At 63.3% G+C, this 13,343-nt stretch carries 12 protein-coding genes; 8 read left to right on the top strand and 4 right to left on the bottom strand.

Annotated elements, in window-relative coordinates:
- The first annotated feature begins 72 nt into the window (after nucleotides 1–72).
- The 5 genes from ACTX90_RS01795 to ACTX90_RS01775 all read left to right on the top strand — a co-directional run bounded on the left by ACTX90_RS01795 (nucleotide 73) and on the right by ACTX90_RS01775 (nucleotide 3,410).
- Nucleotides 73–414 carry a VOC family protein gene (locus ACTX90_RS01795; RefSeq protein WP_443442869.1) on the top strand — a complete coding sequence of 114 codons (342 nt, stop codon included), beginning with the start codon at nucleotides 73–75 and terminating at the stop codon, nucleotides 412–414.
- 4 nt (nucleotides 415–418) lie between these two features.
- Nucleotides 419–1,006, top strand: a complete 588-nt coding sequence (locus tag ACTX90_RS01790) for a hypothetical protein (protein WP_443442867.1) — start codon at nucleotides 419–421, stop codon at nucleotides 1,004–1,006.
- 388 nt (nucleotides 1,007–1,394) lie between these two features.
- Nucleotides 1,395–2,009 carry a hypothetical protein gene (locus ACTX90_RS01785; RefSeq protein WP_443442865.1) on the top strand — a complete coding sequence of 205 codons (615 nt, stop codon included), beginning with the start codon at nucleotides 1,395–1,397 and terminating at the stop codon, nucleotides 2,007–2,009.
- 18 nt (nucleotides 2,010–2,027) lie between these two features.
- On the top strand, nucleotides 2,028–2,696 hold the full coding sequence (locus tag ACTX90_RS01780; protein ID WP_443442864.1) for an alpha/beta hydrolase family protein: 669 nt from the start codon (nucleotides 2,028–2,030) through the stop codon (nucleotides 2,694–2,696).
- Nucleotides 2,697–2,861: 165 nt separating this feature from the next.
- Nucleotides 2,862–3,410: an AAA family ATPase gene (locus tag ACTX90_RS01775; RefSeq protein ID WP_181728138.1), complete on the top strand. Its 549-nt coding sequence runs from the start codon at nucleotides 2,862–2,864 to the stop codon at nucleotides 3,408–3,410.
- A 186-nt stretch (nucleotides 3,411–3,596) separates the two neighbouring features.
- Here ACTX90_RS01775 and xsc read toward each other — a convergent pair whose 3' ends face one another.
- Nucleotides 3,597–5,438: a sulfoacetaldehyde acetyltransferase gene (gene xsc / locus ACTX90_RS01770; protein ID WP_220124912.1), complete on the bottom strand. Its 1,842-nt coding sequence runs from the start codon at nucleotides 5,436–5,438 to the stop codon at nucleotides 3,597–3,599.
- 188 nt (nucleotides 5,439–5,626) lie between these two features.
- On the opposite strand from xsc, the gene ACTX90_RS01765 reads away from it, so the two are divergent.
- From ACTX90_RS01765 to ACTX90_RS01755, 3 genes are read left to right on the top strand one after another with little or no spacing between them, the layout of a single operon-like run.
- Nucleotides 5,627–6,454: an IclR family transcriptional regulator gene (locus ACTX90_RS01765; protein ID WP_053797278.1), complete on the top strand. Its 828-nt coding sequence runs from the start codon at nucleotides 5,627–5,629 to the stop codon at nucleotides 6,452–6,454.
- A 5-nt stretch (nucleotides 6,455–6,459) separates the two neighbouring features.
- The gene (locus ACTX90_RS01760; protein ID WP_120991499.1) at nucleotides 6,460–7,476 is read left to right on the top strand and encodes an AAA family ATPase; all 1,017 of its coding nucleotides are present in this window, start codon (nucleotides 6,460–6,462) and stop codon (nucleotides 7,474–7,476) included.
- Nucleotides 7,477–9,180 (top strand): cobaltochelatase CobT-related protein, encoded by a 1,704-nt coding sequence (locus tag ACTX90_RS01755; RefSeq protein ID WP_443442861.1) that lies wholly within the window; start codon nucleotides 7,477–7,479, stop codon nucleotides 9,178–9,180.
- A gap of 69 nt (nucleotides 9,181–9,249) precedes the next feature.
- On the opposite strand, the gene ACTX90_RS01750 is transcribed toward ACTX90_RS01755, so the two are convergent.
- From ACTX90_RS01750 to ACTX90_RS01740, 3 genes are read right to left on the bottom strand one after another with little or no spacing between them, the layout of a single operon-like run.
- Entirely contained in the window at nucleotides 9,250–10,815 is a 1,566-nt protein-coding gene (locus ACTX90_RS01750; protein WP_443442860.1) for an APC family permease, read from the bottom strand.
- Nucleotides 10,812–11,852, bottom strand: a complete 1,041-nt coding sequence (locus ACTX90_RS01745; RefSeq protein WP_443442859.1) for a phosphate acyltransferase — start codon at nucleotides 11,850–11,852, stop codon at nucleotides 10,812–10,814. The genes ACTX90_RS01750 and ACTX90_RS01745 overlap by 4 nt, the downstream gene beginning before the upstream one ends.
- A gap of 17 nt (nucleotides 11,853–11,869) precedes the next feature.
- Nucleotides 11,870–13,264 carry an aspartate aminotransferase family protein gene (locus ACTX90_RS01740; protein WP_443442858.1) on the bottom strand — a complete coding sequence of 465 codons (1,395 nt, stop codon included), beginning with the start codon at nucleotides 13,262–13,264 and terminating at the stop codon, nucleotides 11,870–11,872.
- Nucleotides 13,265–13,343 lie beyond the last annotated feature (79 nt).

Genomic DNA, 13,343 nt, shown 5'->3' with positions numbered 1-13,343 from the left:
GGTCAATTGCTTGCGTTGCCCTACCCAAGATCCCCGCGCCCCGGTAGGTTGGTACCCATGGCGAATATCGGCATGATCACTCTCGATACCCTGGACGAGCAGTCGGCGGCTGCCTGGTGGCGGCTGGTGCTGCACGGCGAATACGCGGGCCAGTACCCCGGCTTCACCATGCTCTCGATTCCCGGGTTCCCGGCCAGAATCGGCTTCCAGCAGGTCGACGAGGTGGCTGAAGGCAAGAACCGGGTGCATCTGGACCTTGAGGCCAAGGCCGACCGAGCCAAGGAAGTCGACGAGCTGCTGGCGGCCGGGGCCACCCTGGTCGAGGAGCACACGGATGACCCCGACTTCGGGTGGAGCGTACTGCGTGACCCCTTCGGCATCGTCTTCTGCTTATCGGATCCCCACGGGGACTAGTCTCATGGGCCTTTTCTCCAAGAAGTCCGCGCAGCCGGCAACCCACCGCATCGATGTGCATTTCGCGCAGCCGATGACCGTCCGCCTGCGCCAGCAGCAGGAGCAGGCCCTGCTGGAAGTGGCGGCGGCCAAGCAGCAGTGCGCCGCGCGCGTGGTCGCTTCGGGAACCGCGATCTCGGAGCACGAGGAACCGCTCTCCAGCGATGTGCAGTTCGAGGTCTCCTGCCCGGACCTGAAGAAGCTGGTCGCGGCCGTGAGCGGTTGGCTGGTGGCCAACGGGCTGGCGCGCGGTTCATGGATCGAGGTCGACGGCGAGCGCACCGCGCTGGGCACCAGCGAATACGTGCTGCTGCGCACCCGTCTGGCCGAGGAATTAGATGCGGATCTGGAAGCAACCGTGCTGGCGCTGCACCGTGCGCTGGGCGACGGCACCATCGGATGGCATGAGGACGTCTATTTCCGCTTCGACGGGCCGGTGTTCGTCTTCAACGGCGACTCCGCGCAGGCGATCCTGGACGCGCTGGGCGGGGAGCTGGTCAAGCACCCGCTGCTCCGCAAGGCCGAACTGGTGGCAGCGACCCCGGCCAGCTAGCGTATTTCCAGCCGCGTTCGGCGAATTGTTCATTTTTGCGTGCGAAGAAGGCTCTTCTCGGCCGTGCACATAGACTGGAGATTCTGCCATATCCTTGGAGGTCGTCATCCGAAACCGCATTCTGGGCCTTGCAGTTACCGCAGCATTCCTGCTGTCTGGTTGCAGCTCCGCCCCGCCACAGCAGCCCGAGGTGGCTCCCCCGGCAGTGGGTTCGACCGCGTCGAGCCCTGCCGCCGAGGCCGTAGCACCGTCATCTACCCAGTCCGCAGAACAATCGGTGGAACCACTCCGGAATTCCGGGCAGGACTGGGCCGACGAGAAAATCCAGATGTGGGTTGACAATTCCGGGATCAAGTCCACCAAGGGATTCCTGTACCCCTACAACTTAATGACCGGCTGGACCTCGCCCAAATCCGGAGTCATCGACATCAAGCTCGCGAATGACATGGTCTTCAACAAGGACGGAATGCAGGAGTCCTACCAAGGGCCGACCGATGAGCTTCGATTCATGGGTCTGATCATGTTCGAGAGCATCGGCAAGGACTCGCCCGAACTTGAAACCATTACGTTCTCCACCGAAAACAACAAGTACTCAGGCACCTACACCCGCGCATTGACCGGGGCCGATCCGGAGGACCGCGAAGCCTGGGCGCAGGAGAAATACGTCCAATGGCTGAACAGCATGAACGACACCTACGAATCGTTCTGCAAAGCGGAAATCACCAGCCTCAAGATCTACCGTCAGTGCATTCCGAGCGATCCGCATGCCTACATCGACAAAGTTGAATCTCCCGCACCCGGTGAACTTGTGGTAACCCTCGAGGATGGACCATGGATGGACGGCACCTACGATTTGCCGGCATCAGGGTTTGTATCCAGCAACATGATGATCCGCATCAACGAAAAGAACGACGGTCTGCAGCCTTTGGAGAAACTGACCGTCACAGCACGCGGCGGCGAAGACACCAGCGTCGAAGAATACGATGAGTCCATCAATGGCTAAGCCATCTACGCTGGTCCCATGAGCCTAGAACTTTCAATCCCGGTTGAATCCGGTGCGGTCAGCGCCCTGCTGGACACCGCGGATGATCCAACCGCACTGCTAGTCGTAGCGCACGGCTCCGGAGCCGGCAAGGACCACCCGTTTATGGCTGGCTACGCGCAGGCGGTCGCCGCACTGGGTATCTGCGTCCTGCGCTTCAACTTCCCCTACATGGATGCAGGCAAGAAGTTTCCGGACAAGGCGCCGACGGCTGTCTCAGTATGGAATCACGTGCGCGACTGGGCCGCGGAGAACCTTGCCGGCGATCTTCCCATCTTCGCCGCCGGCAAATCCTTCGGCGGCCGCATGGCATCCGTGGCCGTGTCCGAGGGAATGGACACCGCAGGCTTGGTCTTCCTCGGCTACCCGCTGCATGCGCCGAAGAAAGAGGAGAAGCTGCGCGACGAGCACCTGTACCCGTTGCAGGTTCCGATGCTTTTCCTCGAAGGCACCCGAGATCCCTTCGCCAACCCGCAGATCATGGCGGATGTGGCATCCAAGCTGAATAACCGCACCGAACTGGTTTGGTTCGAAGGCGGAGACCACTCGTTCAAGGTGGCACGCTCGGGGCGCACCCCGGAGCAGGACGGGTCAGGTCTTGCCCAGGCCACGGCTCGCTTCATTTCCGCATGCCTTTCGCTACCCTGAAATCTGTTCACCGAATTCACAGCTTGATTCTGGAATCCACTCTTTTGCTCGTTCGTTCTACTACTACACCCGCCACGTCCATCAGGAGCATCCATGGCGCTAACCGTTATAGAACCCCGAACCGATTCCCCGCTGCCGACTGGGGGCTCCCGAACACTCATCATCGTGGGCAGCGATGGAAGCGGCAAGACCACCACCATCAATGCCTTGGTCGATGAACTCGTACGCGATGGAATAGCCGCAAGAAATGTCGCAAACCCGGCTGGGCGTCGCTGGTTCACCCGTCAATTCACGGACAAGGGCCGCACGATCCCCGTACGAATGCTCGACCTGTTTGAATCGTGCATTCGCACGCTCAATGTCGCAGTCAATTCCTTTACCGCAACGCGTTTCGACGGCTTAACCGTCATGGATCGCCACTTGCACTGCCAGTTGGTGCTCCGCAGGCTCCGCGGCCAGCCAGCGGGCCTGCTGCTTCCCAAACTTGCGAAATATATGGTCCGGGAATCCCAGATCATCGTCTTGGACGTTGACCCCGCACTCGCGCAGGAACGTATCGTTGCGCGCGCGGAGGATTTCGAGACACTGGATTATCTGGTTTCGAGTCGACGAGAATATCTGACGATGGCGGCACAGCAGGGCTGGACCGTCATCGATGCATCCGGCACCGTTGCCCGAACGGTACGACAGATACGCAACACGCTAGGTTGCTAGGTTGCTAGGTGCCAACATCACCGGCGCCGAGGGACTCGCAATTTTCCGGCAGCCTCCGAAGCATGCCTCGGGATGGCTTCCTGCCTTGCCAGCGGCTGAATCAACGCTGGATTCGAGATACACCGATGCCCCTGGACCATAAACGGTTCAGGGGCATCGGAGTGTTGAGTTGCTGGCACCTATGACTTATACGTAGTCTTGGTACTTCTCAAGGTGGCGGACCGGGGTGGAGAGCGCATCGCGGCGGAACGGATCGCCCAGCTCGCGGGTGCACATGATTTCGATAACCGTGGTCTTGCCGTCGACCATCTGCGCGTCGATGGCTGCCTGCAGCGCAGGACCTACGTCTTCCAGCTTGTCGACAACAACACCCTCGGCACCCATGCTGCGTGCCATTTCTGCAAAGCTCTCGCCGTTGTCCAGTTCGCCTGCCACGAAACGGCGTCCGTAGAACTCGACCTGGTTCTTCTTCTCGGCGCCCCACTGGCGGTTGCGGAACACGATGGCAGTCACCGGGATGTCATGGCGTACCGCGGTGAGCACCTCGCCCATGCTCATGGCCCAAGCTCCGTCACCTGCGTAGGCGATTGCAGGGCGCTCCGGAGCCGCGGCCTTGGCGCCGATGATGGTCGGCAACGCGTAACCGCAATTGCCGAAGGACATCGGTGCGAAGAAACTGCGCGGACGTTCGAACCGCAGGTAGCTGTGGGCTACCGAGTTGATGTTGCCGATATCGGTGGACACCATCACGTCGCGAGGCATGGCCTTTTCCAGCTCGCGCAATACCTGACGAGGGTGCAGCCAGTTGCCTTCTTCCTGCTCCGCCTCCTCGATGACGTCCAGGGAGTAGTCGTCCTTTTCATGGGTCCAGTTATCAAGTTCCGCTTCCCACGACTGCTTGGCGTCCTGGATCGTCGCCGCGCGCTCGGCCTTGGTGGCGTCCGAGGCCAACGCCTGGTTCTTCAGTCGTGCAACCAGCTCGGTGGCCACTGCCTTGGCGTCGCCGCAGATACCCACGGAGATCTTCTTGACCAGTCCAAGCATCTTGTGGTCGGCGTCCACCTGGATGATCTTGGCGTTCTTCGGCCAGTATTCCTGTCCGTACTGCGGCAGGGTACCGAATGGGCCAAGCCGGGTGCCCAAGGCCAGAACCACGTCCGCCTGGGCAATCAGGCTCATGCCTGCCTTGGAGCCCTGGTAGCCCAGCGGGCCAGCCCACAGCGGGTGGCTCGCAGGGAAGGAGTCGTTGTGCTGGTAGCTGTTGACCACGGGGGCGCCCAAGCGTTCGGCCAGGGCCTTGCACTCTTCGACGCCGTCTGCCATGACGATGCCGCCGCCGGAAATGATCACGGGGAACTTGGCCTCGGCCAGCAGCTGCACCGCTTCATCCAGGGACTTGGTTCCACCGGCGCCGCGGTCCACACGACGCGGCGCCGGAATCTCGGTGACACTCTCGCTGTAGAAGTAGTCGCGAGGAATGTTCAGCTGCGTCGGGCCGATCTCGCTCATGGCCCGGTCGAAGCAGCGTGCGGTGTATTCAGCCATGCGATGCGGATGGGTGACATGCCCCTGGTACTTGGTGAACTCCTGGAACATCGGCAGCTGGTTCGCCTCCTGGAATCCGCCCAGGCCGATGGTGTTGGTGCCGGCTTCCGGAGTGACGATGACAACCGGGCTGTGGGCCCAGAATGCTGCGGCAATTCCGGTCACGCAGTTGGAGATGCCCGGGCCGTTCTGCCCGATCACCACACCGTGGCGGCCGGAAGCGCGGGCATAACCGTCGGCCATGTGCGCTGCACCCTGTTCATGCACCACGGGAACCAGGCGGATGCCTGCCGGAGCGAAGATGTCCATGGCATCCATGAAGGCTGATCCCATGATTCCGAAGATATCGGTGACGTCATTGGCAACCAGCGTTTCAACAAAAGCCTCGGACGAGGTCATTTTCTGCGCGCCCTTGACCGCTTCGCGTTTGGCCACCGAGTTCTGAACCTCGGCGTTTGCTGATTCGATGATCTGCTCGGACATGTTGCCCCCTTCGGACATCGGACCCCTAAGGAGCCATTTGATTGTGTCTCATTTTTTGCCTGCACATTCCACAAAAAGTGGGATTGAGATCAAAACTATGCGTCGTGGGTCACATTCGTCAACCCCTGTTCAGCTTTTTGTTTCAAATGCTAATATTTAATGAAACTCGCAAGGCTAGGAGCTAACTAATGGAAAACCTCACCGAACCCTCCTTGGGCCCCAGCGGAGCAGTACAAGGTGAAACGCCAGCTCTGCGAATGATCGCGCTTTTGGAACTCATCACCACCCGCGACCAGCTGTTCACCCTGCAGTCACTCGTCGACCAAACCGGCATTCCCAAACCCACGTTGCACCGCATGCTGCAACAGCTGGAAAGTTCCAACCTTTTGACCCGGCACAGCGACGGCCGGCATTACGCAACAGGCTCGCGCATGCGCCGGCTTGCCGAGGATACTCTTCTCAACGACACCCGCAACGGGGCGCGCAACGCCATCCTGAAAGACCTCGTGGCCCAGATCGGCGAAAGCTGCAATGTCACGGCGCTGTCCGGGAACGAGGTCATCTATCTGGACCGCGTGGAGACGACCGAACCGATTCGCGTCCACCTGGGCCCGGGTTCCAGGGTTCCGGCGCATTGCTCTGCCAGCGGCAAGTTGATTGTTTCGCAGTTCGGAACCGCGCAGCGCGAAAGGCTGCTGAACAACGATCGGCTCACCCGCTTCACCGCCCACACGCTCACCGACTACCCCGCACTGGAATTCGAACTCGCACGGATCCGCCAGCAAGGCTACGCGCTGGATCAGCAGGAATACCTCGACGGACTGGTGTGCCTCGCAGTGCTCGTCCCCAATGCATCGGGACGATCGAATATGTGTGTTGCGGTGCAAGCCCCGATCATGCGCAAGAGCGCAGCTGATCTCGAAGGCCTCCTTCCCCTGATGCAGCGCGCCGCCGCGGACATTGCCCGTATCGAAGACCTGACCGACAACTCCGAACTCCAAGCATCAGGATGGTGAGCCCCATGAACGTCCCGGAAACTACCGAAATCCCTCAAGCGGTCGCCGAGGAAAACGCACCGGACAGGGAAAACGTCAACGTCCGAGGGCTTTTCGGGATCGACAGCAACCTGACGGTGAGCCGTTTTACCCGCGCCACGGCACAGGTCCCGACGCTGGACGCTTCATATCAATTCGACAGGTCAACTACCCTCGCCATCCTGGCCGGCTTCACGCACAAATCCCGCGTTCTGGTCCAAGGCATGCATGGAACCGGCAAGTCGACCCACATTGAGCAGGTCGCGGCCCGGCTGCGGTGGCCGGTGATGCGGGTGAACCTCGACGGGCAGCTCAGCCGACTGGACCTGGTGGGAAAAGATGCAGTCGTCCTGCGCGACGGCCAGCCGATGACAGTCTTCCAAGAAGGCGTCCTGCCCTGGGCCATGAGCCAGCCGATGGCGCTGATCCTGGACGAATACGACGCGGGACGACCTGATGTCATGTTCGTGATCCAACGCCTGCTGGAACAAGATGGTGCTTTGGTTCTCCCCGATCAGAACAGGGTCATCCGGCCGCATCCTGACTTCCGGCTTTTTGCCACTGCCAATACCGTGGGACTGGGCAATCTTACGGGTCTCTACCACGGCGTGCAGCGCCTGAACCATGCCCAGCTCGACCGCTGGAATGTCGTGGCCAGTTTGAATTACCTGCCGGCCGAGCAGGAACTGGACATCGTCGCATCGCGTGTCCCGCATCTGGCAGCCCGAAACGCCGGCAGGACGCTCATTGAACGCATGATCGAGCTGGCGGCCTTAACCCGCCAAGGATTCGCGGCAGGAGACCTCTCCACGCTGATGTCGCCGCGTACGGTGATCACCTGGGCGCAGAACATCGAAATCTTCCAGGACCCGGCACTCGCCTTCAGGCTGTCGTTCTTGAACAAATGCGATGATGCCGAGCGCCCGCTGCTGGCCGAGTACTACCAGCGCTGCTTCGATGCGGATCTTGCCGAATCCCTGGATTCTTCTGATTTGGTGGCCTAGATGGGCGCCGCACAGGGCACGGAGCTGCTTCGGCGGCTGCAGGCCGCGAGCCTGCGCGCGGTCAGCTCCGAGCCGCAGCTGGAGCTTCGCGGCGGAACTGCGTGGAAGCATGGCTTGCCGCTTCCGTATAACGCAGGGCACCTGTACCCGAGACTCGACGGCAGCGATATCCGTCTGGCGCGCGGGGCCAGTGACGGGCTAGCCCTGCGCACCAGGCACTCGTCCTTGGAATGCCATCAAAGCCGCCTGCCGGAATCCGACGGCGGACGCTTCATCTTTGAACTGCTCGAACAGCTGCGCTGCGAATCCCTGTGCTCCCTGCCGGGAGTGAAGACAAATCTCAGGCACACTTTCTGGCACTGGGCCTGGCAGTTTCACGGGTCAACGCTGGCGGAAACCGATCTGGGCCAGTTGCTCTGGGCCGTATGCGTTCTCGCCCACGCCAAGGTCAACGGGGTCGAACTGCCCACCGACATCGGCGACCGCATCGAGGCGACCAGGGCCGCCTTCCCTCCCGGGCTCGGCGCAGCCATTTCCAATTTGCGCGCGATCCGCCATGACCAGCAGGCCTATGCATTAATAGCGCAGGAAATCGCCTCGCTGGTTGACGCGGATATTTCCGCACGGCGGGCGGCACGAGGCCGGTCTCAACCCCCTGCACGCTCGGCAAAGGACGTGCGCGGATTTACCCTGCATCTTGATGTCGCCAACGAAGCCCAGCACTATGGCAAGGCGGCCTTGTCCGACGGCGGCGCCAGCGCGGCGGACCCCGGAAACTACCGGATTTTCACCACGGCTTTCGACCGGCAGATACCTGCCGCCCAATCCATACGCCGTGCGCAACTCGAAAAATACCGCCAGACCGTCGACGACATCGCCGCGCGGTCCGGGGTCAACCAGCCGCTGCTGTCCCGACAGCTTCGGGCCCTGCTCTGCCAGCCGGATGTCGATGGGCGCTGCGGTGGTGCGGAGCAGGGATTGCTCGATGGCTCACGGCTGGCCCAGCTTGTCGCCATGCCGCAGGAACGGCGCATCTTCCTCGAAGACCAGCACTGCTCGGCGCCGTACGCCGCAGTGAGTTTCCTGGTGGACTGTTCGGGTTCCATGCGCCATCACGCGCCGCAGGTCGCCGCGTTCCTGCACCTGTTGCTGCGCGCCCTTGAGCGCTGCGACGTGCCCACCGAAGTCCTCGGATACACCACCGGGAACTGGAACGGCGGCCGCGCGCTGGCTGCATGGCGCAAGCAAGGCGCTGAGCCGAACCCCGGCCGCCTCAACGAACTGGCCCACCTGGTGTTCAAGACCGAGGAGCAAAGCTGGCGGAACAGCCGGCTCTCCCTGGGGGCGCTGCTGCATCAGCCCCGCTACAAGGAAGGGATCGACGGGGAAGCTGTTCGCTGGGCCGCTGAGCGGCTCGGCCAGTCCCCTGCCGAGCGCCGATTGCTCATTGTCCTGTCGGACGGCAGCCCGTCGGACGCCGCCACCGGCAATGCCAACGGTGAGTCATATCTCCAGCACGACCTGGTCAACGCCGTCTGGGCCGCGCGAGGCACCGGGCTCGACGTGGGCGCGCTCGGAGTCGGATTGGACATGAGCAACTACTTCGGCGACTGCAGCACCACCTTGGACACCGGGCAGTTGGCCACCGCCCAGGGCATTCGCGAATTCCTGCAGCTGCTGCAGCGTATGCTCCGCATCCGCTGAAAAATACCGTTGTTGACGGCCCCTTCCACGGGCCGGCAACAACGGTATTCTTGTGGGCAGTGCTGCTTCCTAGCTCCTGGAACCCTGGCGCAATTCGGTGCCCTTTGGCCGCGGAGCGCCCAGCACCAGCATGTCGACCTGTTCATCGCTCAGCGTCTTGTTGTGCTTGCGGCGCATCAGGAAGAAAATCACTCCCAGCAGGGTCCAGACCACCAGTGCGATCATCGATTCCTTGCCCAGAGCGCCCGGGGATCCCGGAATCAGCAGCAACGCCATGAAGGTCAGCGCCGTGATGGCTCCCAGCAGGCTCAGCACCTTCTTGGATGTCGAGTTCACGTCCCCCAGCTCGCTCTGGCCGCGCTTGGAATTCGTGGTTCGGAAGAGCTTGAACGCGCACAGGCAGGTGTAGAGGTAGGCGACGGTCACGCCGACCGCCGACATGTCCACGACCCAGGTCAGTGCCGCACGGCCGAACCAGGGGCTGATCAGGCAGACCGCTGCGACGAAGAGCACGCCGTAGTGCGGGGTCTTGTATTTGGGATGCAGCCGGGCGAAGATCGCGGGAACCATTTGCGCACGGCCCATCCCAAGCAGGATGCGGCTGGCGGATACATAGAATCCGTTCAAGCCGGTGCTCACGCCCATCGTGATGCCGATGCTCAGCAGCAGCATGCCGATTCCGCCCATGACGCCGGTCAGCGCATCAGCGCTGCCCCAGGCCGAGTCGCCGTTGGCGAGGGCTTCCCATGGTGCGCTGAATGCCACCGAGGCGATCATTGCGCAGTACAGCACGGCCGCTGCCAGCAGCGCCAGGACGATCAAGCGCATGGCCTTGGCCGGCGGGAAGTCGAATTCCTCGGCCGCCTGGGGCACGTTGTCGAAGCCGATGAAGGCCCACGGCGCGATGGCCACGATCGCCGCAATGGCTGCCACCGGGTTCACACCCGCAGGGAAGGCGGGGGTGGCGTTGGACAGCACCGTCTGCGGGCTGATCAGCACACCCACCAGGATGCAGGCCACGGCAATCAGCATGATCACGCAGGCGATGAACTGGATGCGCCCCGAGAGCGCGGTGCCGCGGATGTTGAGCAATGCGAACACGACGAGCACGGTCATTGAAATGACCACTTCAACGATGTAGACGTCCCAGCCGGCCACCGTATACAGGTATCCCTGCTGGACGAGATCGGGCATCAGCTTGCGGAAGAGCAAGGCCATGGCCGAGGCGTTCAGCGCCACGATGCACGTATAGCCCAGCGTCAGGTACCAACCGCAGAAGTAGGCGTGCGTCCGGCCGAAGCCGACCAGTGCGAAGGCCAGCTCGCCGCCGGACACGGGGAATGACTTGATCAGGAAACCGTAGCTGACCGCGATCAGGACCATCAGCGCGCCGCCGATCATGAATCCGCTGATCGCCCCGACCGGCCCGCCGACCGCGAGCCAGTCGGTCGGCAGGATGAATGCGCCCCAGCCGACCGCGGAGCCCAGGGCAATGGCCCAGACCCAGCGCGCCTTCAGCGTCTTGGCAAGACGTTCGGGCTGTTCACTGCCCGGGGCCGCGCCGGGCATGCCGGCACCTCCCGAAGACTGGGGTGTTGCCGCCTGGTTGCTGCCTTGTGGTGTTGTCACCTTCATGAGAACCTCGCTCGTTGGTGGTGCGGGCCGCTCTCGCGACGAGTTTCGCCGCCAGGGGGGTTGTAGGCTGCCGCCTGCACCAAGGAAATAAGGGAGACATTGACTATGTCGCTAACACTCGCCCCGCGGGACAAGTCATTCACCGGCGCGGCCAACCCCTGGAGGATGGGGCCGTAGGCCTGCGCGCCCGCGAGCCGTTGGGTGATTTTGTACCCGATGTTTCCGGCCGCCAGGTTGGGGAAGATATAGACGTTGGCCCGTCCTGCGACGGCCGAGTCCGGAGCCTTGGCCGCAGCCACCAGCTGGTCGGCCGCGGCGTCGAATTGCAGCTCCCCGTCGATGCACAGCCCGGGACGCAGAGCGCGCACCCTGGCTGTGGCCTCGCGGACTACCGACACGCTGGCGTGTTCCGCGCTGCCTGCGGTGGAGAAGGACAGCATCGCGACCCGCGGTTCCCCGCCGGTCAGGGCGCGGAAGCTATCTGCCGTGGCGATGGCGATCTGCGCCAGCTGCTCCACCGTCGGATCGGGGATCACCGCGCAGTCGCCGAAGCACTGGTACTCTCCCGATGACAAACGCATCAGGAAGCTGGAGGAGACGGTGCCGCCGGGGGTTGACGGGCCAACGACCCGGAAGGCCATCCGCATGACCTGCGAGGTGGGGCTGGTGGCGCCGGCGACTACTGCCTGCGCCTCGCCTGCCGCCACCGCCGCCATCGAGACCGCCAGCGGATCCTCCAGCGCTTCGGGCAGGGCCTCCGGCCCGCGGGCGCCAAGCGCGCGCTCCAGATGCTCCAGCACCGCGACACTGCGCAGCTGCACAAGGTCCTGTCTGGCGGCGCCGGACGAGCTTCCCCCCAGTAGCCGGGGTTCGGCGCCCAGCGACCGCAGGATGTCCGCGGCCTGGCGCACCCGCGCATCGTCGCCCTCCGGCAAGATGATGCGCTGTGCGCCGCCGCCTGCGCGAACCCGGGCAAAGCGTTCATGCAGCATGGGGTCGATGTCCGCGTGCTGCGGCACCGCGCTGGCCAACAGCATGGTGTGCCCTTCCGCCCTTAGGCCCGCGCCAGGGACGGTGCGCCGAGGCGGAGGTAGGAATCGGCCGCGCTCATCACGTGGTCCACCTTGCCCAGCAGGTCGTCCAGCACGTCCTGGTCGGCCACCAGCGGCGGCGAGAGCACGAGCATGGTGGCTCCGCGGTTGTCCGGGCGGGTGATCAGGTTGACCTCGCGCATGGCCTGCGGCATGACCTGCGTGAGCAGCGCCTTGGACTCGTCGGCGCTCAGTTCCCGGCCGCTGTTCCGGTCGCCCATCAATTCGATGGCGTAGAAGAAGCCTGCGCCCCGGTATTCCTTGATGCTTGAATGGGCCGCCACGAGCTTGTCCAGGCCGTTCTGGAAGTAGGGTTCGAGGCTGCGCACGTTGCCGGTGATGTTCTCTTCCGCCAGCGCCTGCAGGTTGGCGACCGCCACCGCGGTGGATACCGGGTGCCCGCCCCAGGTGGCGCCGTGGGTGAAGATGCCTGCCTGCTCGCTGGCCAGCATGGCATCGGCCAGCGGCTTGCGGATGATCACGCCGCCCAGCGGGGCGTAGCCGGAGGTGGAGCCCTTGGCGAAGGTGATCAGGTCCGGGACCACGTCGAACTTGATGCTGCCGAACCACTCGCCCAGGCGTCCGAAACCGGTGATGACTTCGTCGGCGACCAGCAGGATGCCGTGCTTGTCGCAGATGGCGCGCAGTTCCTGCCAGTAGCCGGCCGGCGGCACCAGTGCGCCGCGGGAGTTCTGCACCGGCTCGGCGAACAGGGCGGCGATGGTCTCCGCGCCTTCGCGCTCGATCAGTTCGCGGATGGCCTGCACCGAGGGCAGGTCGGCTGCGCTGCCGCCCTCCGGGATGCTCTCACCCAGGGTGTTCGGCACGTGGAAAACTCCTGGCATCAGGGTGCCGAAGGGCTCCTTGTAGGCCGGAATGCCGGTGACCGCCAGGGCGCCGAGGGTGGTGCCGTGGTAGGCCATGTTCCGGGCGATGATCTTGGTGCGCTGAGGCTGGCCTTGGCCTCGGTGGTACTGGCGGGCGAACTTGATGGCCGACTCCACCGCCTCGGAGCCAGAGTTGACGAAAAACACCGTCTCCAGGTCGCCCGGAGCCAGGTTGGCGATGGCGGTGGCTGCCTCGACGGCTGCCGGATGGGCCGAGCCCCAGTTGGTCCAGTAGGCCAGCTTGGACATCTGCTCGTAGGCGGCCTTGGGGATGTCCTGGCGCCCGTGCCCGATATTCGCACAGAAGAGGCCTGCCAGTCCGTCGAGGAACTTGGTGCCGTCTTCGTCGAACAGGTAGCTGCCCTCGCCGCGCACGATGATCGGCAGCTGGTCGCTGTTCCAGATCTGCCCCGTCGTGAAGTGCGGGTAAAGGTGGCGCTGTGCCCGCGTGCGGATATCTGAAGTCGTCATCTTTTTCCTCCTTTAGTGACCCATGGAGACACCATGTGGTGTGTATCACTCTGCCCGCTTGCTGGGTCCATTCCCAGAG

This window comes from Glutamicibacter soli (assembly GCF_052322135.1).
In the GTDB taxonomy this organism is placed as follows: Bacteria; Actinomycetota; Actinomycetes; order Actinomycetales; family Micrococcaceae; genus Glutamicibacter; species Glutamicibacter soli.
This window is presented reverse-complemented; position numbering and strand designations above follow the sequence as displayed.

Coding starts and splice junctions, on each gene's coding strand:
- ACTX90_RS01795 (WP_443442869.1), top strand. CDS start 73: ATGATCACTCTCGATACCCTGGACGAGCAGTCGGCGGCTGCCTGGTGG.
- ACTX90_RS01790 (WP_443442867.1), top strand. CDS start 419: ATGGGCCTTTTCTCCAAGAAGTCCGCGCAGCCGGCAACCCACCGCATC.
- ACTX90_RS01785 (WP_443442865.1), top strand. CDS start 1,395: ATGACCGGCTGGACCTCGCCCAAATCCGGAGTCATCGACATCAAGCTC.
- ACTX90_RS01780 (WP_443442864.1), top strand. CDS start 2,028: ATGAGCCTAGAACTTTCAATCCCGGTTGAATCCGGTGCGGTCAGCGCC.
- xsc (WP_220124912.1), bottom strand. CDS start 5,438: ATGTCCGAGCAGATCATCGAATCAGCAAACGCCGAGGTTCAGAACTCG.
- ACTX90_RS01765 (WP_053797278.1), top strand. CDS start 5,627: ATGGAAAACCTCACCGAACCCTCCTTGGGCCCCAGCGGAGCAGTACAA.
- ACTX90_RS01760 (WP_120991499.1), top strand. CDS start 6,460: ATGAACGTCCCGGAAACTACCGAAATCCCTCAAGCGGTCGCCGAGGAA.
- ACTX90_RS01755 (WP_443442861.1), top strand. CDS start 7,477: ATGGGCGCCGCACAGGGCACGGAGCTGCTTCGGCGGCTGCAGGCCGCG.
- ACTX90_RS01750 (WP_443442860.1), bottom strand. CDS start 10,815: ATGAAGGTGACAACACCACAAGGCAGCAACCAGGCGGCAACACCCCAG.
- ACTX90_RS01745 (WP_443442859.1), bottom strand. CDS start 11,852: ATGCTGTTGGCCAGCGCGGTGCCGCAGCACGCGGACATCGACCCCATG.
- ACTX90_RS01740 (WP_443442858.1), bottom strand. CDS start 13,264: ATGACGACTTCAGATATCCGCACGCGGGCACAGCGCCACCTTTACCCG.